We start from the raw sequence: 24,872 nt of genomic DNA on the forward strand, positions 1-24,872 counted from the left end.
GACTGCGCTAAAGCGTGTGTGCCGTTCAGGCGGCTTTTGCGGAAGGCAGCTTCGAGACGAGCCGCAACGACACCGTCAGGCCTTCGAGCTGGTAGTGCGGCCGCAGGAAGAACTTGGACGTGTAGTAGCCCGGATTGCCCTCCACTTCCTCGACGACGACTTCCGCCGCGGCCAGCGGCCGGCGCGCCTTGGTCTCTTCCGACGAGTTGGCGGGATCACCGTCCACGTACTGGAGAATCCAGTCCTGCAGCCAGCGCTGCATCTCGTCCTTCTCCTTGAAGCTGCCCACCTTGTCGCGCGCGATGCACTTCAGGTAGTGCGCAAAGCGGCCGCACGCGAACAGATACGGCAGACGCGCCGCCAGATTCGCGTTCGCGGTGGCGTCCGGGTCTTCGTACTCGATCGGCTTGTTGAGCGACTGCGCACCGATGAATGCCGCGAAGTCGGAGTTCTTCCGGTGCACGAGCGGCATGAAACCGTTCTTCGCGAGTTCGGCCTCGCGACGGTCGCTGATGGCGATCTCGGTCGGGCACTTCATGTCCACGCCGCCGTCGTCGGTCGGGAATGCATGGACCGGCAGGTTCTCGACCGCGCCACCGGACTCGATGCCGCGAATGCGCGAGCACCATCCCCACGTCTTGAACGAACGGTTGATGTTGGCCGCCATGGCATAGGCGGCATTCGCCCATGCGTATTTCGATGCATCCGTGCCCGCCGTGTCTTCCTCGAAATCGAACGCGTCGACCGGGCTCGTCTTCGCGCCATAGGGCGTGCGCGCGAGAAAGCGCGGCATGGCGAGACCGATGTAGCGCGAGTCCTCGGAATCGCGCAGCGAACGCCACGCGGCGTGCTCGGGCGTCTGAAAGATCTTGGTGAGATCGCGCGGGTTCGCAAGCTCCTGCCACGAATCCATCAGCATGACGGCAGGATCCGCGCCGGCGATGAACGGTGCGTGCGCCGCCGCCGACACCCTGCCGATCTGCGTGAGGAAATCGACATCGGGGCCGCTGTTGTCGAAGTAATAGTCGGCCACGAGCGCACCGTACGGCTCGCCGCCGAACTGGCCGTATTCCTCTTCGTAGAGCCGCTTGAAGAGTGGGCTCTGATCCCATGCCACGCCCTTGTACTTGCGCAACGAACGGTGCAGGTCCGCCTTCGACACGTTCATCACGCGCAGCTTGAGACTCTCGTCGCTTTCGGTGTTGGTGACGAGGTAGTGAAGACCACGCCATGCGCTTTCGAGCTTCTGAAAAGGCTCCGCATGCAGGATCACGTTGATCTGCGCGCTCAGCTTTTCGTCGATGCGCGCAATCAGCGCTTCGATGGTCGCGAGCGCATCGTCGGACACGCGCTGCGTGTCGAGCAGCGCCTGCTCGGCAAGCGTGCGCACCGAGCTTTCGACCGCTTCGCGGGCCTTGTCAGAGCGAGGACGAAACGCCTTCTGCAGGAGTTGCTGGAACTCGCCTGACGGGCTCGCGTCGTCGGCTTCGTAGGCGGGTTGCCGATCGCGCTCGACGGATTGATCGAAGTTGGTTTCTGCCATCGTCGTTCCCTTATTCGGTGTCCTGGGTTTCGGCATGCTCGCCGGGCTTGGGTGAGGCGGCCAGCGAACTCATGAGCGCCGGGTCTTCGAGCAGCCGCGCGACGAGCTTCTCGGCGTCGGTCTTGCCGTCCATGTAGGTCAGCAGGTTGCGCAACTGACTGCGTGCTTCGAGCAGCCTCGCGAGCGGTTCCACCTTGCGGGCGATCGCGGCGGGCTCGAAGTCGTCCATGCTCTCGAAGGTCATGTCGACGCCGATCTTGCCTTCGCCCGTCAGCGTGTTGTCGACCTGCATGGCGACGCGGGGCTTCATCGAACGCAGGCGTTCATCGAAGTTGTCGATGTCGATCTCGAGGAACTTGCGCTCCGCGACAGGCGGCAGGTCCTCCTGCGGCTGCCCGGACAAGTCGGACAGCACGCCCATCACGAAAGGAAGATTGACCTTCTTCTGCGAGCCGTACACCTCGACGTCGTACTCGATCTGCACGCGCGGCGCGCGATTGCGCGCGATGAATTTCTGACTGCTCTCTTTGGCCATCTGTCGGTGCTCCTGGTTGAAAAGCGCGGCGTGAGGCTCAGTCGTCGAACGACTCGACCGCCGATACGCCGACCACTTGGGTGAGTTGCGCCAGTCCTTCCGGCGCGAGGTCCTTCATCAGATCGACAAACGATTTGTCGATCAGCGTGATGGCGCGCCCGAGCAGCAGCGGCACGGGGCTCGCGGGCTCCTGACGCGCGTAGTACTCGCACAGCCGCGCAAGCGTCGCCGCCACGTCGGCGCGGCTATTGATGACGTCGCCCGCCCCGGCCGCCATCGGTACGCCCTCGCCCAGCACGGGTGCATCCGCGCGATTCCCGAGACACCCGGCGAAAAGCGCTCTCGCCCGCTGCAACAGCGTCTTCAACGGAGCGAGATCGAGCGTCCTTGCCGCACCGACACGCGCCGACAGAAGCGCTTCGAGCGCCTCGACGTGAACGGCCGCGGCATCGAAAGCAGCTTTCGCGCGCAGCGATGTTTCAGGTGTAGCCGAGATCGCCGCCTCGATTTCCGGCGCGCTGCGCAGCGCGCGGCCATCGGGTGCGCGGGCATCGCCGCTGGCGTAGGCCCATTCGCGCAGCGTGACCGGCTGCCCCTGGCCCGACAGCGGCGTGTCCGCCAGTTCGGCCAGCAAGCCAGCGGGATCGACCCATGCGGCAAGCGCATTGACGCGCGCGGTGGGATCGTCGGCATCGCCCGCATCGAGCTGAGGATGCACGTGCGGCCATTGCTGTTCGAGCAGTGCGACCGTGAGGGCGAGTCCATCGCTCAGTCCTTCGACGCCTTCGCGAGCCAGACGGGCCCGCGCCAGCGGCACGATCACACGCAGGTCCCGCGTGCGCTCCATCAGCGCCGTGCCGAGTGAGTCCACGACGGTCCAGTCGGCCGGCACCGCGGCGACGAGCGTCGCGCCATACTCCGCTTCCGGGCGGCCCTTGATCGCCTCTTCGAACTCGCGAAACTGAGGGTCGTACTCGAGGTCGGGCCCGCAGGGGGCATCGTCGGTGAGCGGTGAGAGCCAGCGATTCCAGCTCTGATGCGTAATGAGCGCGGTGTTCATGTCGGCTTTGAGATGAGAGATATAATTTCGTCATCCTAATCGTCGAATAACGAAATATTCCGATGCAGGTTCGACGGGATGCTTTATCGATAGAAGATGTAGGTGGCCGTATAAGGCGAACCGGCCAACTCATGTTCCTGCGTGCACGATGTTTGCGGCTTCACGCCCCCGATCGTATTGACGCGCTGCACGCGGTGCACCGAAGCCAGCAATCCCGGCGTGCCCGTCGAGCGCGTTTCGAGCAGCAGTTCGGGCACGCTGTTTGCCGTCTTGCTCGGACGTTGTGCCAGCACGCGGCCTTCGATCCGGCTGCCATCCCCGGCTTGCCAGGACGGTCCCGCCCCATGCTCGATGACGGGTGCGCCGCTCTCATCGGAAAGCGTGGCGCGCGGCGCCTTGAATACCCAGCCGAGCACGCGATCCGCGCCATATTCACACGAATAGATCTGCTCGCCCGACGCAGTCGTTCGCAGCAGCGGCTGGGCATCGGGCAAATCGACCGACGCCGCCTGTGCGCCCGCGCCGCACGCGACGATCATGAAAGTGACGCCGCTCAAGGCGTGCATGGTGCGTGACAGACCGTTCATCTCGTGCTCTCCTGTATCCCTGTTTGGAAGCCGCCACGCGTGTGGGACTTGCGCTGGCTCTTTCATAACACCCGAGCCCCGCAGGCTATTCCATCGAATCCTGGCTGTAATTCGAGGCGGAGTCGGAATCCGAGCCGCGACTGGGCCCACCGTGGTACGCGTCCAGAATGTCCATGTAGGTCGGCGAAGCGGGAGTCGGCGGAAGCGACGGCGGTGCGGCGCCGCTGGTCTCATCCAGATGCTTCTCGAACTTGTCGGTGATCAGGAACCGTGCCAGCTTGAGTTCCGGCCTGAACAGGCCGTTGAGGGTTTTGTCGGTGTCATCGTCGGATAGCGCGGAAAGGAGCTTGCGCTGCGAATCCGGGGTCAAGTCGCGCGTGAGTTCCACGATCGATAACGCCACGCCCACCATCATCGAGCCGCCCGAGAAGACATAGGTCGGCTTGTTGTAAACGTCCACTGCGTTATTGACCTTCCGGTAATCGCTTTCAGGGAGTCCGGGAACGCGGCGCGGGAGCGTGTTGTCCGGCGGTGCGACCATGTCGTTGAGGCTCAGCCACGCATGTTCGAAGCGCGAGCCGACCCGCGAGGACGCAAGATCGAAACGGTACAGCACGTCCCCGAACCGGCTGCTGGCCTTCTTGGGCGTGCGGCCACATTCGAGCGAGAAGAACACGTAGTCGTCGTTGGCCGCCTCGGCGAGATCGGCTGCCTGCGAATGGGACAGATCGAACGTGATGCCCTTTTCGATCAGCTTCTTGCGCGAATACAACGTGGTTTCCCCGTCGCGGTCACGCTCGGCGGGTGTGAAGTGGGTCGCGTAGAACGGCCGCTTGTCGAACTTCGTCACGAAGTCGTACTCGAGCGGGTTAAGCCTCTTCAGGTTGGCGCGCAGGCGGGCGAGATTCGCGCGCGAAAGCTTGTCGATAGCCTCGATCTGTCCGTTGTCCCTTTGATGTCTGCGCCAGAGTTCACCTTTGTCGAACATGTCCCGCTGCGGCTTTTCGGCGACTCGTGCGCGCAGTGCGGAAGCGGTCTTTCTGGCGAATCGGTCAAGGGACTCGGGGCTGATGTCCGCGGGCCTGGCGTTGCGCTTTTCATCGGTCATGTCGCGTTCCTCCGTTCAGATGTCTGAGTCAGAACATCCGACGGGGCCGCATTATTCCGTGTTTTTTTGGCTCAATATTCGGCGTTCGAATCCAGCGGATAGACCGGCCGCTTCAGATTCTCGAATGTAAAGAGCCCGTAGTCGGAGCTCGTCGCGCCACGGCTATCGCACTCGACAAGTCCGCCCGAGATGGGCACGAACACCGGCCTGCAATACATGCGCGACTTGAGGATCAGAAACCGCGCGCCGCGAGGATCGATACCGACGCTTTCGAACACGCCCAGATCCCACGGCTCGTGCGTGCGCTCCGTCACGAGGATGCGCGCCGCCGGCGTCTCGATCACCGCCGCGCGGCCCATGTAGGCGCGCTGTCCCGTGTACGTCGGGCCGCTGATCACATATTCGCCGTCGGTCAGGGCACGCACGATGCCCGTCACTTCGAGCGGCGGCTTGCCGAGCGATGCGACGCTTGCGAGCTTGTTGCCGATGCCGACCGTGACCGTCGCGCCCTCGCCCGCTTCGAACAGCGCCGCCACCGCTTCGGGATCGCACAAAGGCCCGACGACGATGCCTTCGAGTCCTTGTTTGAGCGCTTCTTCGAAGGCGTCGGTCGTGTCGCAGGTGCCGCCCGACATGCAATTGTCGCCGTGATCGAGCAGCAGCACGGGCTTGTCAGTGTCGCGCGCGAGCGCCGCGCCTTCACCGATCGATTGCGCAAGCGGCGCGCTGCGATACACGAACGCGTCGCGCTCGTCCCAGATCTGACGCGCGATCCGGTCCGCCACGTCCTGCGCCTTCGCGCGCTCGCCGTCCGCGACCACAACGACGCTGATGCAGGGCGCGGCGATATCCGCGAGAGAGAAACCCGACAGCACGGACACCGCCAGCACGCCCTCCTCCCGCTCGGCGGCGCGCGCCGCATCGACCGCGCGCTTCATCGCGCCCGCGGCGGTCGAGCTTCTGAGCGTGTGCGTCAGGAGCGGCGGCTGCGCCCATGCCATCACGGGCGCGGCCTTGCCATGCACGAGATCGAGCAGAAGCCGCGCGGCATGCTCGCCGCTTTCGTACATGTCGATGTGCGGATAGGTCTTGAAGCTCACGATCACATCCGCGTTGTCGATGATCTTCTGCGTGACGTTCGCATGCAGATCGAGCGACACGGCGATGGGCGCATGCGGCAGCGCGCGCCGCACGCGTTCGAGCAGATCGCCTTCGCCGTCGGGCGAATTCTCCGCGACCATCGCGCCATGCAGATCGAGCATGACGGCATCGCAACCGTGAGCGGCATCGACGATCGTCTGGCAGATCGCGTCATAGGCGGCAGCCGCCACACGGCCGCTCGGGTTCGCCGATGCCGCGATCGGCGTGACGATCTCGGCATGCTCGCGCTTCGCCGCGTCGATGAACGCGGACATCGCCGTGCGCATGCCAGCATGCTCGCGAAACGCGTCCTCGCCATAACTGGGGCCATTGCGTCCGAACGCCTCGAGCGAAGTCGCGACCGGCGAAAACGTATTGGTCTCGTGATTCATGCGCGCGATGAGAATCTTCATGCGGCTTCTCCTTCGGACGCGTTCGCGGCTCGCACCATCACCTGAAGCAGCACGTTGCAGCCCGCTTCGAGATGGTCGGCGCGTGCATCCTCGATCTCGTTGTGGCTGATGCCGTCCTTGCAGGGCACGAAGATCATCGCGGCGGGCGCCACGCGCGCCAGATACACGGCGTCATGCCCCGCTCCGCTCACCACATCCATCGACGTGAATCCGAGCGTGCCGGCGCTCTCGCGCACCGAAGCAACCAGCGATGCCTCGAACGGCTGTGGCGCGAAGTAGACCACTTCGTCTACCGTCACCGGCAAGCCTGCTTGCGCGCATGCGTCGCGCAGCGCGTTGTCCATCGCGGTAAGAGAAGCATCGTCGGCGGCGCGCAGATCGACGGTCAGTTTCACGCGCCCCGGAATCACGTTGCGCGAGTTCGGATGCACGTTCACCCAGCCCACCGTGCCGCGCCCATGCGGTGCGTGATCGAGCGCGATGCGATTGACCGTGCGAATCAGATCGGCGGCGACGAGCAGCGCATCGCGCCGCAACTCCATCGGCGTCGGGCCCGCGTGCGCTTCCATGCCTTCGATCGTCACGTCGTACCAGCGCTGGCCGAGCGCGCCGCGCACGACGCCGATCACCTTGTCGTTCGCTTCGAGCGCCGGGCCCTGCTCGATGTGCGCTTCGAAGTACGCGCCCACGTCATGCGCCGCGACGCGTTCGCCCGCATAGCCGATCGATGCGAGCGCGTCGCGCACGGACACGCCTTCGCGGTCCACTTGCGCGAGCGCGTGATCGAGCGTGAATGCGCCCGCGAACACGCCCGAACCCATCATCACGGGAACGAAGCGCGATCCCTCTTCGTTGGTCCACACCGCCACTTCCAGCGGCGCGGCCGTGCGCACGTTATTGTCGTGCAGCGTGCGCAGCACTTCGAGGCCGGCCAGCACGCCGTAGTTGCCGTCGAACTTGCCGCCGGTCGGCTGCGTATCGATGTGACTGCCCGTTACAACGGGCGGCAGATCATCGCGCTGGCCCGCACGGCGCGCGAAGATGTTGCCGATCGCATCGACGCGCACGGTGCAGCCGATCTCCTGCGCCCACGCGATGAAGAGATCGCGGCCCTGCTTGTCGAGCTCGGTGAGCGCGAGACGGCATACGCCGCCCTTCTCCGTCGCGCCGATGCGCGCGAGCGCCATCAGGCTGTTCCAGAGACGCGCACCGTCGATGCGCAAGCCGGCATGCGCCGGCATATCGTGAGCTTGCATTCGGAATTCCTTCGCTGAGAGTGGCGCGTGCGGCGTTCAGGCGACGCCTACGCCGAGATAACGATCCTTGACCGATTCGTCCGCGATGAACGCATCGTTCGCGCCTTCGTACACGATGCGCCCTTGCTCGATGATGTAATGGCGGTCCGCGAGTTGCGTGCACACTTCGAGGTTCTGCTCGACGAGCAGAATCGCCACGCCCGCTTGGCGGATCAGCTTCAGTTGCGCGACGATCTCTTCGACGATCACCGGCGCGAGTCCCTCCACCGGTTCATCGAGCATCAGCAGGCGCGGATGATTCATCAGCGCGCGGCCGATCGCGAGCATTTGCTGTTCGCCGCCGGAAAGCTGTCCGCCTCCGTTCGTGCGGCGCTCTTTCAGACGCGGAAAGATGCGGTAGATATCCGCAAGCTGCCAGGGCGAATCCTTGCGAGCGCCGAGACGCAGATTCTCTTCGACGGACAACACCTTGAAGATGCCGCGATGCTCCGGCACGAAGCACACGCCGCGCGCCGCGATCTTGTGAGGCGGCAGCTTCGCCAGCTCCGCGCCTTTGAACTTCACGCTGCCTCGTTGCGGCGTGACGACGCCCGCGATGCTCTTGAGCGTGGTCGATTTGCCCGCGCCGTTGCGCCCGAGCAGCGTCACGGTCTCTCCCTCGCCGATCTTCAGCGACACGCCCTGAAGAATATGGCTCTTGCCGTAGTAGCCGTGAATGTGATCGACATCGAGAATCATGCGCGGCCTCCGGTGATCATGTTGCCGAGATAGGCGCTGCGCACGCGCTCGTCGCCGCGAATGTCCGCCGGCTTGCCTTCGACGAGCACGCGGCCTTGCTGCATCACCGTGATCGTGTCGGAGATATCCATCACGATATCCATGTTGTGCTCGATCAGCACGACCGTGTAGTCGTCGCGCAGACTGCGGATCAGCTGCTTCATGTCGTCCAGATCGTCGATGCCCATGCCCGAGGTGGGTTCGTCGAGAAAGATCGCCTTGGGACGCGCGGCCAAAGCCATCCCGACTTCGAGGCGGCGCTGCTGCCCGTGCGACAACGCGCTCGCCTGTGTCGCCGCGAAGCGTTGCAGCGCGAGGCGTTCCAGAATGGCGTCGACGGTATCGCGATGTTCGAGCGCGCCGCGCGGAGGCGTCCATGCATTGAGCGCGCGCTTCGCATTCACGCCTTGCGCGGCGAGCCGCAGATTCTCGCGCACGGACAGATTCGCAAAGAGGCTCGTCACCTGAAACGAGCGCGCGATGCCACGTTTCACACGACGATGATCGGGCTCCTGCGTCACATCGTGACCATCGAACACGATCGTGCCCGCGCTGATGGGCACCGTGCCCGTCAGCACATGAAAGAGCGTGGTCTTGCCCGCGCCGTTCGGGCCGATCACGGAGTGCACGGTGTGCTTCGCGATGCGCAGATTCACATCGGTGAGCGCTGCGAACTTCCCATAGCGTTTGGCGACGCCCTTCGCTTCCAGTATCGATGCGCTCATGCCGGCTCTCCCCGATCGCGCTTCACCGCGCTCCAGATGCGTTCGCCCAGCCCCCACAAACCGCGTTGCATGAAGAGACTCACGGCGATCAGCACGAGACCGAGCAGCAGCAGCCAGCGTGGCCAGAGTGTCGAAAGCCAGTCGGCGAAAAGGACATAGAAGGCCGCGCCGAGCACGGACGAAAACAGATTGCCCGTGCCGCCGATCACGGTCATCACGAGAATCATCTCGCTCGTGTGATAGTCGATGTTCGACAACGGCGCGATGCCCGTCATCATCGCGTGCAGCGCGCCGGCCAGGCCCGTGACCGCGCCCGAGACGACGAAGGCCGCGAGCTTGAAGCGTCGGACGTCGTAGCCGACAGCGGCGGCGCGCGCTTCGTTGTCGCGGATCGCAAGCAGCGTGCGGCCGAAGACCGAATGCGACACGCGCAGCATCAGCCAGAACGCGATCAGGAACAGCACCGCGACGAACGCGTAGTACTGCCATGGCGAGGCGATCGGCACGAGCGTTCGCCCGAACACGGACAACGCCGGACGCGGGATATCGAGCAGGCCGTTGTCGCCGCCGGTGAGATCGGGCGTCGTGTAGGCAAGGAAGTAGAACATCTGCCCGAATGCGAGCGTGAGCATCACGAAGTACGCGCCGCGCTGACGAATGGAGAACCATCCGACGATGGCCGCGGCCAGCGCGCCCACGACGACGGCGCCCAGCAACGCCGCGGGAACCTGAAGTCCCGCCTTCGTGAGAATGAGGCCCGCGCTATAGCTCCCGAGGCCGAAGAAAATGCCCTGCCCAAAGGACAGCAAGCCCGTATGCCCGAGCAGCAGATTGCAGCCGAGCGCGGCGAGCGCAAAAACGAGCACTTCGGTGGCGAGCGACCCGGATCGCATCGTCAGCGGAAGAATGCAGACGACGGCGGCCGCAAGCAGCAGAAAGCGATAGCGATGCAGCGGGCTCATGAAGGATCGTCGTGGCACGCTCACGTCCAGAGTCTTCGTTTCGAGTTCGGAATTCACGCGGTCCTCCCCAGCAGGCCGTTGGGACGCAGCAGCAACACCGCGGCCATCGCGACATAGATCATGAGGCGCGCGCCTTCGGGCCATAACGTGCTCATCACGCTTTGCACGATGCCGACCAGCAATCCGCCGACGAGCGCGCCGAGGAAATTCCCCATGCCGCCCACCACCACCACGACGAACGCCACGCCGAGCGCTTCGATGCCCATGAACGGATCGACGCCGCGGATCGGCGCGGCAAGCACACCCGCGAGCGCCGCCGTGCCCGCCCCCAGCGCGAAGACGAGACTGAAGATGCGCGTCACGTTGATGCCGAGCAGCGACACCATCTCGCTCGATTCGCTGCCCGCGCGCACCGCGCTGCCGAGCCGCGTTCCGTCGAGCACCCACCACAGGATGCCCGCCAGCACGGCCGTGAAGGCAATCACGAAGAGCCGGTATTTCGGGTAGATGAAGCTGCCCCACATCACGACACCGTTCAGGATGTCGGGGACCGGCACGTTATCGCCGATCGGCCCCCATGCGAGGATCGAGCACTCCTGGATGACGAGCGCGAGACCCACCGTCGCGAGGATATGGAACTCGTGCTGCTGCGCATAGACATGCCGCAGCACCGCTTTCTCGACGATCCACGCAATCGCGCCGACGACGATGGGCACGATGACGAGCGCGGTCCAGAAGTTCATGGACCACTGCATCGCCTGATAGCAGAAATACGCGCCCAGCAGATAAAAAGCGCCGTGCGCGAAGTTCACGAAGCGCAGCAACCCGAACACGATCGACAACCCGACCGCGAGCAGAAAATACAGCATGCCCACGCCGATGCCGTTCACGACCTGCAGCAGATAAACGTTCATGGCCTTGCATCACGAAAGTGGCGGCGCGAATGCGGGTCGTGCCCGCATTCGCCTGAGAACAGCGCGTCAAACCATCATGCGTTTCACGCGAGCTTGCACTGCGTCTTGTCGAGCGGCAGGAACGATTGACCCGAGCTCACGATGTCGGCGTAATCGTCCTTGTCCTTCATCTTGCTCTTGGGCTTGCCCTTGAGCAGATAGTAGTTCTTCAATACCTGATGGTCTCCCGCGCGAATCTCTTCCGGACCCGTCAGGCCCGCGTACTTCATGCCTTCGAGCGCGGCGACGACTTTCTTTGGATCGGCGGTGCCCGCCTTCACGATGCCGTCGAGCAGAATCTTCGTGCAGATGTACGAACCCGCGAGGCTGTAGTTCGGGTTGGACTTGTAGGTCGCGTTCACGCGCTTCACGAGATCGTGATTGAGCGGCGAGTCGATCGCATGCCAGTATTGCGCGCCGAAGTACACGCCCTCGCAGATGTCCGGCCCGAGCGCTTCGAACTGCTCCAGGCCCGAGGCCCAAGCCATGAGGATCGTGCAGTTGTTCTTCATGCCGAAGCTCACGGCCTGGCGCAGCGTGTCCGACGATTGCGAGCCGAAGTTGAGGATGAGAAGCACATCGGGTTTGGCGGCGACCGCGTTGGTCAGATAGCCGCTGAACTCTTTTTCGTTGAGCGAGTGATAGCTGTTGCCCACATGCTCGATGCCCTTCTCCTTGAAGATGGCCTTGGCCGCCGACAGGAGGCCGTCGCCGAACACGTACTGCGGCGTGATCGTGTACCAGCGCTTCGCCTTGGGCATCGTTTGAATCAGCGGGCGCACGGTCTGTTCGATCGCGCCGAAGGTCGGCACCGACCAGCGGAACGTCGCGCTGTTGCAGTCCTTGCCGGTGAGCTCGTCCGCGCCCGCCGTCGTGATGAAGATGCCGTCGGCCTTCTCGGCTTCCTTGCCCATTGCAAGCGCTTCCGACGACAGAATGCCGCCCGCGAAAAAGCGCGCGTTCTTCTGCTGCGCGACTTCCTGCACGCGCCGCACGGCGGTTGCGGGTTTTCCCTCGGTATCGAGCGCGAGGTAGGCGAGCGGCTGGCCGAGCACCTTGCCGTATTGATCGATCGCGAGCTTCATGCCGAGATCGGCGTACTTGCCGTTGGCCGCGAACGGGCCGGACATCGGAACCGGGCACGCAAACTGAATCGGCGAGCCCTGCGCGAAGGCGCTTCTTGCCACGAGCGCTTCGAGCGAGCCGGGAATGGCCGACAGCGCGGCCAGCTTCAACATGTTTCGGCGATTCAAAATTGACGCTCCTTGAGAAGTGACCTGCGCGGCCGCCGCGCTTTTTTTCGTGGTACGTTCATGCGTCGGCTTGGATCTATTTATGATGATAAATAGAATGAACCTGATGCTAGGAACAATAAATTCGGGTGTCAATAAGGCAATATTCCAGTCTGCGGAGTCGTCAACGCCCCGCATGCGCAAAGTGGACGAGAACAGGGAGCATCGACATGGTGATGGAGCGTGCAAAGCGCGCCGGCGCGGCAATCGAGATCGCGCAGCAGCCGATCAAGCAGCCGAAGCGCGCGGACCTGGTCGCGGAGGAGATCAAGCGACTCATCACGGAAAAGAATCTGAAGCCCGGCGACAAGCTGCCCCGTGAGGTCGAATTGCAGCAGCTTTTTTCCGTGAGCAAGAGCACGACGCGCGAGGCGCTCAAGTCGCTCGAAGTGCAGGGACTCATCAAGGTCACGACGGGGCCTTCAGGCGGCGGCACGATCGTCGAGGTGCCGCTCGATCGCACCTTGCAACTCTTGCAGAACTATCTGTTCTTCAAGGACGTGACCATCGACGACATCTACACGGTGCGTCAACTGCTCGAGCCCGAACTGGCGGCGGGCGCGGTGCCGCATCTCACCGACGAGGATTTCACGGCGCTCGAAGCCAACATCGCCTGTTGCGACGAACCCGCGTCGATGCATGCGAATCGCGACATCGTGCGGCAGCGTCAGGAAGACGTGAACTTCCACGATATTCTCGCCGCGGCGAATCCCAATCCCTTTCTGCGATTTACGTGCGAGTTGATCAACGAGATGATCCGGCAACTGATCGAGTTCAGAAACGACACACCGCAAGCCGAGCACGAACGCTTTGGACGCGCCAACGTGAAGATCCACAAGGCGATCACCGAAGCGGCGCGGGCGAGGGATTCCGATAAGGTCCGCGAACTGATGGTGATCCATATGACCGAGGCGCCGCGCTATGTGAAGCGCATGAAAGGCAAGCTGCGCGGGCGCCTCATTCTCGACTCGGAGATTCGCAAGCGCGTGAGCGGACGCGGCTGAGCACTTACGCAGCAAGGCTGCCGATGAACTGTCTGAGGTTATCCAGCACGGGGCGTTGATCGCCGGCGAAAGCCCAGTGGTCCGCCCCATCGAGCTCGACGAATCGCGCATGCGCGATATGGCTTGCGAGATGCCGGCCCGCGCCGATGCGCACGGCGCGGTCGTCGCGACGGTGCAGCACGAGCGTCGGAATCGAAACGCGGCTCAGAAGATGCCGCACATCCATATCGCGCAACGCTTTGAGCACGCCCTCGATGGCGCCCGGACTCGACGCGGCTCGCAGCATGCCCGCCCACCAGGCTCTCGCCTGCGCATCGCCGGCGAGGCTCGGCGCGAATGTCTCGATGCCCGCGGGCCCGCCCCAGTGCGCAATGAGTTCCCGCAGCCACGCGTCGTACTGGCCTGCGTGCAGCGCGTGAGGATAGTCCTGCGTGGCGGTCCCTTTCGCTAGCGAGCCGAACAGAACGAGACCCGCGACGCGGCCGGGGTGATCGACGGCGAATCTGATGCACGCGGGACCGCCCTCCGACGCGCCGAATAGCAAGACGCGGCGGCTTCCGGCGGCATCGAGCACGGTGCCGATGTCCTGCGCGGTCGCGTCGACGCCGGGATTGAATCCGACCCGGTCGGACAACCCGATACCGCGACGATCGAGCAGGACGAGACGGCCCATTCCCGCGAGCGCGGACAGAAACGCGCGGCATCGCGGCTCCTCCCACACGCGTTCGACGTGGGAAACGAAACCGGGCAGCAACAGCACGTCGATGCGGCCGTCGCCGTAGGTCTGGTAAGCGAGATGAACGCCGCCGCCGCTGGCATAGCGCGTCGGCGGCGGATCGCCGACCGGCGGCGCTGCGCTCATATCCAGCAGCGCGCACGTCTCGGCTTCGGGCGCGACATGGAGTTCGTCGCGAAGGCGCTGCGTCAGCGCGTCGAAGTGCCGCCTGGCCGTGGCCCGGTCCCCGCCGAGCAGAAGATTGCGGATGAGGTGGCGTCCGTACACTTCGCTGAGCGGATCGAAGGCCACGAGACGGCCTGCGTGCGCGGCGGCCGCGGCATAGTCGCCAGCCGCGTTCTTGTCTTGCACCACGCGCTCGAACGCCTGGATCGCCCGGCCCCGCAGGGCCTCCCGCCGAAAAAAGGCCCACTCGTCGAACGCCGGGCAGTCGCCGGGCGAAAAACCGTCGAGAAAATCGCCGGAATACGCGCGGCACGCCCGCTCGTACTCGCCGCGATCGCAGGCTTGCTCGAAAAGCTGCGAATCCACCTGCAAATCGATGGCCGCCGACCATCGGATCGTCGACCGGTCGGCGCTCAGCACGTCGTCGCCGAGCGTGAGCTGGAGGCGATGCAACAGCCGCCGCAGCCGCGCCCGCACGACTTCTTCGCGGTCTTCCGGCCACAACATCGCGGCGATGGTGTCGCGCCCGACCGACATCTTCGCTTCGGCCAGGTAGACCAGCAGTGCAGAGCCCTTGCGCAAGGCCAGCTGGCACGGTTGACCATCCCGGCGAATCTCCGGAAATCCAAGCGTTCGCACGCTGAACGATGCCATGGCGGGGCGGCCTTCGATGATGGCGTCCGGGGGGACGCTCAGGGGACGAGGCAATCCTAGCATTGCCTGCAGACGATGGCCGCGGGGTTCATCGCGACAGATCGAACTGGAGGATTGCCATGAAGAAACTGGGCGAACATGCGATCGTGATCGGCGCAAGCGTAGGCGGTCTGCTGGCCGCCCGCGTGCTGTCGGATTTCTATACCCGCGTCACCGTGCTCGAACGCGATGCGTTTCCGGCGACAGACGCGCCGCGCAAGGGCGTGCCGCAAGGCCGGCATACCCACGGGCTCCTTGCGCGAGGCAGCGCGATATTCGAGGCCTTCTTCCCGCGATACAACAGCGAAGTCGTCGCGCTAAGCGGAGGCCTGATCGGCGATGTCGCCAACGACGTGATCTGGATCGGTCACAACGTGAGGCTCGCCAACGGCGCGAGCGACCTGAGCGGTCTGCTCGCGAGCCGTCCGGTGCTCGAAGGCCATTTGCGCCGGCGGCTCCTGGCGTTGCCCAACGTGCGGGCGATAGACCATTGCGCCGTGCGAGGGCTTGCCGCCGATCCCGCCCGCATGCGCGTGACGGGCGTGCGCGCGAGTGTCGACGGCAAATCCGAAGAGACCTTCGACGCCGACCTCGTCATCGACGCGACCGGTCGTGGTTCATCCGGCGCAGCGTGGCTCGAAGCGCTCGGCTACCCCGCGCCTGCCGATGAGAAGGTCGACATCGGCATCTGCTACATGACGCGGACTTATCGGCGCCGGCCGGCCGATCTCGACGGCAAGCACGGGATCGTCGTCGCCGGCAGCGCGCCGGACTGGCGCAACGGCGTCATGCTCGCGCAGGAAGACGATACGTGGATCGTCAGCACCGGCGGTTATCTCGGCGACGACGCACCCGGCGACGATCAGGGCTTTCTCGCGTATCTGGCGACGTTGCCGACCATGGCGATTCATGATGTCGTCGCCAGCGCGGAGCCGCTCACCGATTTCAGGCGCTACCGCTACGCCGCCAGTCTGCGCCGGCGATACGAGCGGCTCGCGCGCTTTCCGGCGCATTACCTGGCTTTCGGCGATGCGATCTGCAGCTTCAATCCAGTCTACGGACAGGGGATGACGGTCGCGGCCGAGGAAGCGCTGGCGCTGCAGCGGTGCCTCTGCGCAGGCTCGACGGATCTGGCGCGCCGGTTCTTCGCGGCGGCCGCGAAAATCGTCGATATTCCGTGGGACATCGCCGTTGGCAACGACCTGCGTCATCCGCAAGTCGAGGGTGCGCGCCCGCCGATGCGGCGTTTCATCAACTGGTACATCGGCAAGCTTCATCGTGCCGCGACCCGCGACGCCGTGCTGGCGACTGCGTTCCTGAAAGTCGTGAACCTGATGATGCCGCCGTCGTCGCTGCTGAGCCCGGCGATCGTCAGGCGCGTCTGGCTGGGCAACCGGCGGCCAGTTTCATTCGTTCGCTCGCCGGAGCCGCGCGTGCGCGTCAGATGCGATTGAAAGCGAGCCTCGAACCGTTTTGTGAACGGGTATAAACAGCCTCAGAATAAACGCCATGAACATCAATACAGCTGCGCTTGACGACGCCGTTCTTGTGTTCCTGCATTTGACCTTGCATGACCACAACCGCGCCCGGAAAGGCTTCGATTGGGAGTGCCTTAATCGCCTTTATGAGCGCGGCTTCATCGACGATCCCGTCAGCAAGACGAAATTCGTAATACTCACTAACGACGGATTGCGCAAATCCGGGGCGGCTCTTCAGGCAGTTCTTCAGCACTGCTGGCAGCAAGATCGACTAACGAAGAAAATTTCTGACTCACAACACTAGATGCCCTCGCAAGGCAGGGCAAGAATTTCATCGGCATCCTGCAAAGCGTGCCTGCGGCGATACGCCACAACCTCGAAGAGGCCATGCGCCTGCCCGGCATGGCGCCGACGCGTTAGTCATATGGGCACTCGCCATCGCGCGCCTATCAGCGCTTCGGTAGAGACGCCCGGCACGCGAAACCAGGCGGAAATCAACCTGATTAACCGCACATATCTTGTGGCACCGGAAGCGTTTTTTTGACGGGGTGATGGACATACTCACGCGCCAGTAGGCAAACCCGGCACGTGGCGCCGCGCGCATGGTAATTGCACGAGTCTGTTTGCGTTGGGTGCACAAATCTTTGCGGATCGGTAACGGGAACAATAAAACAACGCGTTACACTGATATGCAGCGTCACGGACGACTAACCATAGTCATGAGTTGTACGCCAATGTTTTGAAATCGGCCGCTCGGGCCAGTTTGAGGAGAATAAAGAGTGACGCAAAAGCTTACCAGGTTGGCACTTTTCGCCGCGATTGCTGGCGCACTATGCACTTCGGAAGGTGCTGCAGTTGCGGCATCGAAGGCGGTCGTATCGTCCGTCGGGCATACACCGAATGCAGAGGCGATAGATGCACTGGTCAAGATGAACAGTTATTTGCAAACCGTCAAACAGTTTGATCTCAATGTCGATTCGACTACGGATCAAATCATGGTCGACGGTTCAACGACGCAACTGATTCAGGTGTCGCACAACACGAAGATGACCGTGAGCCGCCCCGGCTCGCTCAAGGCCGATATTGTCGGTGGCGCGCCAGGCAACAGCCGGCACGCTTTCTACGACGGCAAGAGCTTCACGCTCTATACGGAGCCGAACAACTATTACGCGACGGTCCCCGCGCCTTCGACGATCAAAGAGTTAACGGACGATCTTCAGGAAAAGTATGGAGTCGAGTTGCCGCTGAGCGATGTCTTCTCGCTGGGTGCGAATCCGTCTGACTTCACCCATGTGATGTCTGCGGTTTATATAGGCGATGAAGTTGTAAGCGGGAATGTATGTTCGCACTATGCCTATCATGAAAAGACGGTCGATTGGCAAATCTGGATTCAGAAAGGCGATCAGCCGCTGCCATGCAAGCTGAATATCGTGACCTCAACGGACAAGGAAAAGCCCCAATACACAGCGGTGTATCACTGGAATCTCAAACCCGAGATCACGTCGGCAACATTCAAATTCACGCCCCCCGTAAATGCACATCAGATCAAGTTTGTGCAATCCAGCGGCGCTCAATAAATTTCAATCCAGAGATCACCATGCACTCGAAAAAATTCCTGATGACAGCGAGCGCTGCGTTGATAGCAGCGGGGGTTGCAACAGCCGCAGGCGCATTTCAGGTTCGGGGCGGCGCTCAGACGTCGATGAATGCCGCTAACTTTCAGGCCGCGCATGAAACCAATGTCGCGACCCGGCAGGCCAACCGTACCGCGCGCGCGAGCGATCGCCAGAATACCATTCAGCAGGTGAGTTCGAACCGGACCACTGCGGCTACGAATATCAGCAACAACCGGACCAATGCCGTCAATAACTACAACGACAACCACGGCAGCTGGTACAACGATCACCCGGTTGCAACGGCCGCTGCCGTGACCACGGCGGTAGTCGGGACGGCGGCCGTGGTTGGCTCCATCGTTCGTAGCCTGCCCCCTAGTTGCTCGGCGATGAACGTGAATGGTGTGACGTACCAGCAATGCGGCTCGACGTGGTATCAGCCGCAATACGCTGGGACAACCGTGCAATACGTGGTGGTCAACGCCCCGGGCTGAGAAACGCGGGCGTCGATGTTTTAACCGCGTCGTCGCCCCATCAAGCAATCAGGCGGCGACGCCGGTGGCGGGTGCCGGAGTGCACGTCGGTGCCGCCCGTCAGCGGTTCAAGGCTGGCCTATGCATCCTTTCGGATCAGGGTCGGCTTTTGCCGCGGCCATTGGCCGGTTTGCCACGTGGTTTTTTCACGCTGAATGGATTGCCGCCGGACAAGCGCGTACCTTGCTCCGCAGCCACTGCACGTTGCGCCGTGGGCTTGCGCTTGTTTTCGCCGCTTTGCGCGCCCGTTTTCGTGCCGACTGCCTGCACGGTGCCGGGCGCACCTTGCGGCACTTTCGGCTTCTTGAGCTTTTTGGGCTTCTTGACGATCTGGCCCGTCGTGCTGGTTTGCGGCACGCGATGCTCCGCTTCGAATCCCGGCTCTTCTTCACGAGACAGCGTTTCCCTGATCAGCGCTTCGATCGCGGCCAGTTGCGGCGCTTCATCGGCGCATACGAGGGACACCGCCACGCCGCTCGCGCCCGCGCGGCCGGTGCGGCCCACACGGTGCACATAATCCTGCGCGACGATCGGCAGATCGACGTTGATCACGAGCGGCAGGTCGTCGATATCGAGCCCGCGCGCAGCCACGTCGGTGGCGACCAGCATCTGTACTTCGCCCGTCTTGAAGCGCTCCAGCGCACGCAGGCGCGCGGGCTGCGGCTTGTCGCCGTGGATGGTGTCGATCGCATAGCCCGCTTCGTCCAGCATGGCCGCGAGGTAATCCACGCCCTTGCGTGTCTTGACGAACACCAGCGCGTGCTCCCACTTGTTCTCGGCCACGAGGTGCATGAAAAGCTCGGGCTTGTTGCGCTTATCCACGGGCACGACCCATTGCCTGATCTTGCTGGCCGTGGCATTGGGCGGGCTGACGCTGATATTGACCGGGCCGCGCAGAATGCTCGCCGCCATGGCGCGGATATCATCGGTGAATGTGGCGGAGAACAGCAGCGTCTGGCGCTCGGCCGGCAAGGCGGCAAAGATCGCGTTGAGTTCGCGCGCGAAGCCCAGATCCAGCATGCGGTCGGCTTCATCCAGCACCAGCGTTTGGACCTGATCGAACTGCACGGCGTTCTGGCGATTGAGATCCAGCAGGCGGCCCGGCGTGGCGACGAGCACATCCACGCCCTTGCGCAGCTTCATCATCTGCGGATTGATGCTCACACCGCCGTAGGCGGCCAGCAATCGCAGATCGAGGCCTTTGCCGTATGCGATAAAGCTTTGCAGCACTTGTTCGGCCAATTCGCGCGTGGGCACCAGCACCAGAACCCCCGCGCGGTTGCTGGACGCCGCCGGACCGTGCTGCACCAGCCGCTGCAACAGCGGCAGCGCGAAACCCGCCGTCTTGCCCGTGCCGGTCTGCGCCGCGGCCATGACGTCCTTGCCGCTGAGCACGGCGGGAATCGCCTTGACCTGCACGGGCGTAGGTGTCTGGTAATCGAGGGCCTGCACGTTGCGCAGCAAGGGGTCGATCAGGCCGAGCGAGGCAAAAGACATGCGCGTATTCCGGGCTAAAAACCTCGATTTTAGCGGTTGCCGCGCCGATCGAACCGCGCTCGGTCGAGTCTATCGCCGGACAGCGGGACGTAATCTCAGAGGACCGTCAGGCGGCGATCCGGCGCATCGTCGAGATTCGCGCGCGTGGTTGCGGCCCGCGCGACTTCGAGCCGGTTGCCACCGCGCGATTTTGCGCTGTAAAGCGCGCGATCCGCGGCGGCGAGCACTTTTGCCAGCGTGTCTTCATCAGTTCCGAAGCGCGCCATGCCGACGCTCACCGTCGCCTCGATCTCCATGCCGCCCGCGGTGCGCGTGACCGTCTGCGCGAATCGACGGACGACCGCTTCGGCGAGGTCTTTCGCGCGGGCGCTTTCGTGCCCCGGCAACAGGGCGGCAAACTCTTCACCGCCGATGCGCGCGAGAATCGCATCGCGTCCGAGCACGCTGCGCAGAATCCCGGCGAACGACTTCAGCACTTCATCGCCGGCTTCGTGGCCGAAGCGGTCGTTGATCGCCTTGAAGTGGTCGAGGTCGAGCGCGAGACAGGACACAGGCGGAAAGGCCTTGCTTTCGCGGATGACGCGCGCCCCTTCTTCGAAGAACCATCGGCGGTTGCCGAGACCCGTGAGGTAATCGGTCTGCGATTCGCGTCGCAGATCGGCGTGGGCTTCGTCGCGCGCGAGGCGCAGGAGCGTCATCGGCAGGATGACGGAATAGAGCACCCCTTCGTACATCGTCACCTGGCCGATGATCGCCAGCAAGTGCGGTCCGAACGATGCCGCCAGCCACGGCAGAATGGTGATTCTGAACGCATAGAAGAGCGCGTGACCGCCCGTGACGGCCACGGCGATATTGCGCGACTGCTTCCATTTCGAATCGCGCGTGTCGAGCAGTTCGCGCGCGGTCAGCGCGCACACCACGAAGATGGGCACGGCGCTGATGTACGCCCACATGACCGCTTCGCCGCGCGTGCCCGCGATGGCCCAGGCGACCGCGAGTATCGACACCATGCCGAGGGACATCGCCCCATAACGCCGTCCGTTCAGGAGCGCGACGCCTTGCAGGTTCAGCAGATATCCGCCGACGATGATGATATTCGCCAGCGCGGAGCCCACGACGCCGGGAAGGCCGGGCACGCTATGCCGGATCGAGGCGGCGGCGCAGCCGAGCGCGAGCGTCGCGTAACCGGCTGCGAGCACGCCGAGTTCGCGCCTGCGCCGCGGATACGACCGGCGCTCCCAGAGCGTCAGGCCGCTGCTGGCGAGGAGCGTTCCGATCGCTAACAGATAAATGGTAATGAGGTCGACACGCATGCGCTCGCTGAGGCTTCTCCCAGCCGAAGACGATCTGACATGACTCGTTTACGGCAGGAAAATGGAAAAATTGAGGCAGGCAGTGTGCTTCGGCTCAGTGCACGCCGAAGTCGGATCGCATCTTTCGAAACCTGGCCGGAGTGACATTAAACTCGCGTTTGAACAAGTTGATGAGATGCGAGCTATCCGTGAAACCACATTCATACGCGATCTGAGTGATTGACCGGTCGCTGTTGAGCACCATCCATTTTGCTGTTTTGAGGCGCAAGCTTCTCCAGTATTGGAGCGGCGCGACGCGGAGATGCTTCTTGAAGAGCCGATTGAGTTCGCGCTCACTCGTGCCGATCGCCTGCGCTATGCTCGCGACCGAGCCCGGTTCCAGCGTTTGCTGCATCATTAAACCCACGGCATTCACAACGCGCCGGTCCGGACAATGCAAGCCAATTTCGGCGTTGCTTTTCATGGCCTGCATTTCGTCGAAGCCCCGATCGGCCATCAGGTAATGCATCGCCTTGTGCGAACGCGTGCTGCCGCAATGCGTGGTCACAAGATGCATGGCGAGATTGATGGCCGCAAGGCCACCCGGGCATGTAATGAAGCCCCCGTCTGCCACGACCGAGGCGTCCGTCACGGCCTCGATATCGGGAAAATGGACCGCCATGGCTTGCGCCAGCGAAAAATGCACTGCGCAGCGCTTGCCGGACAGATAGCCCAGTTCGGCCAGCACGAATTGGCCCGTACATAGCCCGACGACAGGCACGCCCGCTTCGACGCAAGATTGTACGAATCGGTAGAGTTCGTCGGGAATCGGCGTCGAGCTGTGAAGCTGGCCGCCATGCACTACGACATAGTCGTATTCGGTCGGGTCGCCGAAGATCCTGGTTGGCAACATGGTGAAACCGCAGCTTGCCCTGATCGGTGCGATCTCGTGCGATAAAAGGTCCCACGAACAGTAGATCTGCCTGCTGAAGTCCGCCTCATCTGCCGAGAGCCGCAGAAACTCCACGAAGCATGAAAGCGACATGAGCGTAAAGTCCGGCGTCGGAACAATGCCGATCCTGAGCGGCGCTTCGACCTCGGGCGCAGACTTGCTCGGTCGAAGGAAAGAGTAGTCGCGCCGCATCCGCCGTCTCCAGAACGTACCGTCGATTGTCCGAAGCGTACAATTTTTTTAATTCGCCAGCAATTATAGTTTTCTACAGACGACGCGCGGGCAAACAGGTCAGCACGCAAAGACTTTGGGAGAAGGCAAATGAGCGCTGTGACGTTTTCAGCTCGGGATATTCGCTCGGTCATGACGTGGGAACGCGCCATTCAGGCACTTCGCGACGGTCATCTCGGAGCACGACCGCGCAACGGCGGCTTTCTGGTGCAAGACGGTGCGTTCAGCCTTTTTTCGCGGGCCGTGATACTTCCCGGCTACGGCGCCGGCGTCAAGGTCGCGTCCATTTTTCCGCCGAATGCACAGAAGGAAAGTCCGCGAGCGGCTGAAGACGCCATCTTCGTCATCGTCGATGAAGAGACGAAGTCCATTTCCTGCATCCTCGACGGCCCCGAAATCACGCGCTGGAAAACCGCGGCCTGCTCCGCGCTTGCCTCCTCCCTCTTGTCGCCCATCGACAGTCGAACCCTTCTCGTCATTGGGGCGGGGCCGGTTGCACTCGCGCTGGCGCAGGCGCATGTGCACGTCAGGCCATCCATCGAGCGGATCATGCTATGGAATCGCACGCGGCAGAAGCTGGAAAGCCTTGCGCATGCATTGCAGCAGCTAGGGCGCACGATCGAAGTCGTCGCGAATGTGGACGAAGCGGTGTCACGAGCCGATGTCATTTCAGCCGCCACGGGTTCGACGCATCCCATCATCAAAGGCCGATTCCTGAAGCCCGGCACGCATGTCGATCTGGTGGGCGGATACCGCGCAGACATGCGCGAAGCCGACGACGACGTCATCGCGCAAGCCCATGTGTTCGTCGACTTCATCGACACGGCACTTGAGGCGGGAGACATAGCAGGCGCCATTGCCAACGGATCGCTCGCGCGAAACGCGATCAAGGGTGAACTCTTCGACCTGGTTCGGGGCGCGCCAGCAGGCGACCGGAACCTGACCGTGTTCAAGAACGCCGGAGGAGCGCATCAGGACTTGCTTGTGGCGCTGGCGGCGGCCAAGGAACTAAGCGCGAGCGTCCAGCGGTAAAAGGCTTTCCCGCGGGCGCCAGCTTCGTTCCGCGACTCATCCGAACCAAAGAATTCTTTCGTCACCGCGAGGCTAATCCGGCTGAACTCGACATCAGTCTGGATCAGTCACGCCACCAGGAGCCGTCCTTGAAAATCACCAAGATTTCCCTCTATCAAGTCGATCTTCCTTTGAAGGAAGGAAAGTACAGCTGGTCAACGTATTCCTTCGCTTCCTTCGATAGCACCGTGCTCATCGTCGAGACCGATAGCGGCCTGACCGGCGTCGGTGAAATCTGTCCGCTAGGCCCTTCTTATCTGGCAGCCTATGCGGAAGGCGCCCGCACCGGTCTGATGAAACTCGCGCACGGCTTGCTGGGCGAGGACCCTTGCCAGCTCGGACGAATCAATCTCCGGATGGACGAATTGCTCAAAGGGCATCCGTACGTCAAGTCCGCACTCGATATGGCGTGCTGGGACATTCTTGGCAAAGCAACCGGTCAGCCCGTCTATAACTTATTGGGCGGGCGCATTCACGACAAAGTGAAGCTCTTCAAAGTCGTCAGCCGTCAAGAGCCCGACGCGATGGCCGCCAAGATTCGCCAGTATCAGGAAGAAGGCTTCAGGCAGTTTCAAATGAAGGTCGGGGCGGCGCCGGACGGTGACATCGAGCGAATCTTCGCGGTGTCGGCAGAATTACGCCCCGGCAACATTCTCGCCGCGGACGCCAATACCGGCTGGCGCCAGCATGAGGCGATTCGCGTCGTCAAGGCGATTCGCGATGTCGATATCTATATCGAGCAACCGTGCCTCAGCTATGAGGAGTGCCTTGCGGTCCGCAAACATTCGGATCACCCCATGATCCTCGACGAATGTATGGAGGACATCAAGGTCCTCATGCGCGGGTATCAGGATCAGGCAATGGACGTCATCAATCTGAAAATCAGCCGAATCGGTGGCTTGACGAAGGCGCGCCTGTTCAGAGATCTTGCGGCCACGTTAGGCATCGCCCTCACGATCGAAGACTCGTGGGGTGGAGAAATCGATACCGCAGCCATCGCGCACCTTGCCCATTCGGCGCCTGCCGGCTACCACTTCCAGTCGTCCGCTTTCCACGAATACCACAGCCTGTCGATCGCTTCGGGTGGACCGGCAATGAGCGACGGCTACATGTATGCCTCCGATGCGCCGGGATTGGGCGTCACCCCGAACATGGAAGCGCTCGGCGATCCCGTCGGCACGGTGTCGTAAGGGACTGGATAACGGGGTAAACGCGACTGCCCCGCTTTATCCCATAACTTGTCCGAAACATGCAAT

The 24,872-nt window shown here is 62.9% G+C and carries 22 protein-coding genes and 1 pseudogene; 7 read left to right on the plus strand and 16 right to left on the minus strand.

The window, feature by feature from the left end:
- Positions 1-25 precede the first annotated feature (25 nt).
- The 12 genes from tssC to AWB70_RS11765 form a co-directional block, all read right to left on the minus strand.
- Positions 26-1,543: a type VI secretion system contractile sheath large subunit gene (gene tssC, locus AWB70_RS11710; RefSeq protein ID WP_053570145.1), complete on the minus strand. Its 1,518-nt coding sequence runs from the start codon at positions 1,541-1,543 to the stop codon at positions 26-28.
- A gap of 10 nt (positions 1,544-1,553) precedes the next feature.
- Positions 1,554-2,078, minus strand: coding sequence for a type VI secretion system contractile sheath small subunit (tssB, locus tag AWB70_RS11715; RefSeq protein ID WP_045457535.1), 525 nt, complete (start codon positions 2,076-2,078; stop codon positions 1,554-1,556).
- A 37-nt stretch (positions 2,079-2,115) separates the two neighbouring features.
- Positions 2,116-3,138 carry a type VI secretion system protein TssA gene (tssA, locus tag AWB70_RS11720; protein ID WP_053570144.1) on the minus strand — a complete coding sequence of 341 codons (1,023 nt, stop codon included), beginning with the start codon at positions 3,136-3,138 and terminating at the stop codon, positions 2,116-2,118.
- An 83-nt stretch (positions 3,139-3,221) separates the two neighbouring features.
- The gene (locus AWB70_RS11725; RefSeq protein WP_053570143.1) at positions 3,222-3,725 is read right to left on the minus strand and encodes a DUF3455 domain-containing protein; all 504 of its coding nucleotides are present in this window, start codon (positions 3,723-3,725) and stop codon (positions 3,222-3,224) included.
- Positions 3,726-3,810: 85 nt separating this feature from the next.
- On the minus strand, positions 3,811-4,833 hold the full coding sequence (locus AWB70_RS11730; protein ID WP_053570142.1) for a hypothetical protein: 1,023 nt from the start codon (positions 4,831-4,833) through the stop codon (positions 3,811-3,813).
- A 71-nt stretch (positions 4,834-4,904) separates the two neighbouring features.
- Entirely contained in the window at positions 4,905-6,386 is a 1,482-nt protein-coding gene (locus tag AWB70_RS11735) for a M81 family metallopeptidase (RefSeq protein WP_053570141.1), read from the minus strand.
- Complete coding sequence (locus AWB70_RS11740; protein WP_053570140.1) at positions 6,383-7,642, minus strand: Zn-dependent hydrolase; 1,260 nt, start codon at positions 7,640-7,642, stop codon at positions 6,383-6,385. The genes AWB70_RS11735 and AWB70_RS11740 overlap by 4 nt, the downstream gene beginning before the upstream one ends.
- Positions 7,643-7,678: 36 nt before the next feature.
- The gene (locus AWB70_RS11745; RefSeq protein WP_014193142.1) at positions 7,679-8,380 is read right to left on the minus strand and encodes an ABC transporter ATP-binding protein; all 702 of its coding nucleotides are present in this window, start codon (positions 8,378-8,380) and stop codon (positions 7,679-7,681) included.
- A complete protein-coding gene (locus AWB70_RS11750) occupies positions 8,377-9,144 on the minus strand; it encodes an ABC transporter ATP-binding protein (protein ID WP_053570139.1) in 768 nt (255 codons plus the stop codon). Before AWB70_RS11750 ends, AWB70_RS11745 begins: the two co-directional genes overlap by 4 nt.
- Positions 9,141-10,106 carry a branched-chain amino acid ABC transporter permease gene (locus tag AWB70_RS11755; RefSeq protein ID WP_235024228.1) on the minus strand — a complete coding sequence of 322 codons (966 nt, stop codon included), beginning with the start codon at positions 10,104-10,106 and terminating at the stop codon, positions 9,141-9,143. Before AWB70_RS11755 ends, AWB70_RS11750 begins: the two co-directional genes overlap by 4 nt.
- Positions 10,107-10,159: 53 nt before the next feature.
- Positions 10,160-11,020 carry a branched-chain amino acid ABC transporter permease gene (locus AWB70_RS11760; RefSeq protein ID WP_053570137.1) on the minus strand — a complete coding sequence of 287 codons (861 nt, stop codon included), beginning with the start codon at positions 11,018-11,020 and terminating at the stop codon, positions 10,160-10,162.
- A gap of 83 nt (positions 11,021-11,103) precedes the next feature.
- Positions 11,104-12,312 carry an ABC transporter substrate-binding protein gene (locus AWB70_RS11765; RefSeq protein ID WP_014193138.1) on the minus strand — a complete coding sequence of 403 codons (1,209 nt, stop codon included), beginning with the start codon at positions 12,310-12,312 and terminating at the stop codon, positions 11,104-11,106.
- 209 nt (positions 12,313-12,521) lie between these two features.
- Between AWB70_RS11765 and AWB70_RS11770 the strand changes: the two genes are divergently transcribed.
- Complete coding sequence (locus tag AWB70_RS11770; protein ID WP_045457560.1) at positions 12,522-13,355, plus strand: FadR/GntR family transcriptional regulator; 834 nt, start codon at positions 12,522-12,524, stop codon at positions 13,353-13,355.
- 4 nt (positions 13,356-13,359) lie between these two features.
- Here AWB70_RS11770 and AWB70_RS11775 read toward each other — a convergent pair whose 3' ends face one another.
- Positions 13,360-14,910, minus strand: a complete 1,551-nt coding sequence (locus AWB70_RS11775; RefSeq protein WP_053570136.1) for a bifunctional AfsR/SARP family transcriptional regulator/alpha/beta hydrolase — start codon at positions 14,908-14,910, stop codon at positions 13,360-13,362.
- Between the two features lie 119 nt (positions 14,911-15,029).
- Between AWB70_RS11775 and AWB70_RS11780 the strand changes: the two genes are divergently transcribed.
- The 4 genes and pseudogenes from AWB70_RS11780 to AWB70_RS11795 all read left to right on the plus strand — a co-directional run bounded on the left by AWB70_RS11780 (position 15,030) and on the right by AWB70_RS11795 (position 18,534).
- The gene (locus AWB70_RS11780) at positions 15,030-16,403 is read left to right on the plus strand and encodes an NAD(P)/FAD-dependent oxidoreductase (protein ID WP_053570135.1); all 1,374 of its coding nucleotides are present in this window, start codon (positions 15,030-15,032) and stop codon (positions 16,401-16,403) included.
- A gap of 55 nt (positions 16,404-16,458) precedes the next feature.
- A pseudogene (locus AWB70_RS39260) lies at positions 16,459-16,702 on the plus strand (DUF6429 family protein).
- A 504-nt stretch (positions 16,703-17,206) separates the two neighbouring features.
- Positions 17,207-18,004 carry a DUF2092 domain-containing protein gene (locus AWB70_RS11790; RefSeq protein ID WP_232355545.1) on the plus strand — a complete coding sequence of 266 codons (798 nt, stop codon included), beginning with the start codon at positions 17,207-17,209 and terminating at the stop codon, positions 18,002-18,004.
- 20 nt (positions 18,005-18,024) lie between these two features.
- The gene (locus AWB70_RS11795; RefSeq protein WP_235024217.1) at positions 18,025-18,534 is read left to right on the plus strand and encodes a DUF6515 family protein; all 510 of its coding nucleotides are present in this window, start codon (positions 18,025-18,027) and stop codon (positions 18,532-18,534) included.
- A 135-nt stretch (positions 18,535-18,669) separates the two neighbouring features.
- On the opposite strand, the gene AWB70_RS11800 is transcribed toward AWB70_RS11795, so the two are convergent.
- The 3 genes from AWB70_RS11800 to AWB70_RS11810 all read right to left on the minus strand — a co-directional run bounded on the left by AWB70_RS11800 (position 18,670) and on the right by AWB70_RS11810 (position 22,506).
- Positions 18,670-20,070 carry a DEAD/DEAH box helicase gene (locus AWB70_RS11800; protein ID WP_053570132.1) on the minus strand — a complete coding sequence of 467 codons (1,401 nt, stop codon included), beginning with the start codon at positions 20,068-20,070 and terminating at the stop codon, positions 18,670-18,672.
- A gap of 95 nt (positions 20,071-20,165) precedes the next feature.
- Entirely contained in the window at positions 20,166-21,383 is a 1,218-nt protein-coding gene (locus AWB70_RS11805; protein WP_053570131.1) for a GGDEF domain-containing protein, read from the minus strand.
- A 94-nt stretch (positions 21,384-21,477) separates the two neighbouring features.
- The gene (locus tag AWB70_RS11810; protein WP_041732527.1) at positions 21,478-22,506 is read right to left on the minus strand and encodes a GlxA family transcriptional regulator; all 1,029 of its coding nucleotides are present in this window, start codon (positions 22,504-22,506) and stop codon (positions 21,478-21,480) included.
- Positions 22,507-22,635: 129 nt separating this feature from the next.
- Here AWB70_RS11810 and AWB70_RS11815 point away from each other — a divergent pair, with 129 nt between their 5' ends.
- Together AWB70_RS11815 and AWB70_RS11820 are read left to right on the plus strand one after the other, a co-directional pair.
- Positions 22,636-23,577 carry an ornithine cyclodeaminase family protein gene (locus AWB70_RS11815; RefSeq protein ID WP_053570130.1) on the plus strand — a complete coding sequence of 314 codons (942 nt, stop codon included), beginning with the start codon at positions 22,636-22,638 and terminating at the stop codon, positions 23,575-23,577.
- Between the two features lie 128 nt (positions 23,578-23,705).
- Positions 23,706-24,806, plus strand: coding sequence for a cis-3-hydroxy-L-proline dehydratase (locus AWB70_RS11820; protein WP_053570129.1), 1,101 nt, complete (start codon positions 23,706-23,708; stop codon positions 24,804-24,806).
- Positions 24,807-24,872: the final 66 nt, after the last annotated feature.

The sequence above is a fragment of the Caballeronia cordobensis genome (genome assembly GCF_001544575.2).
GTDB classification, from domain to species: Bacteria; Pseudomonadota; Gammaproteobacteria; order Burkholderiales; family Burkholderiaceae; genus Caballeronia; species Caballeronia cordobensis.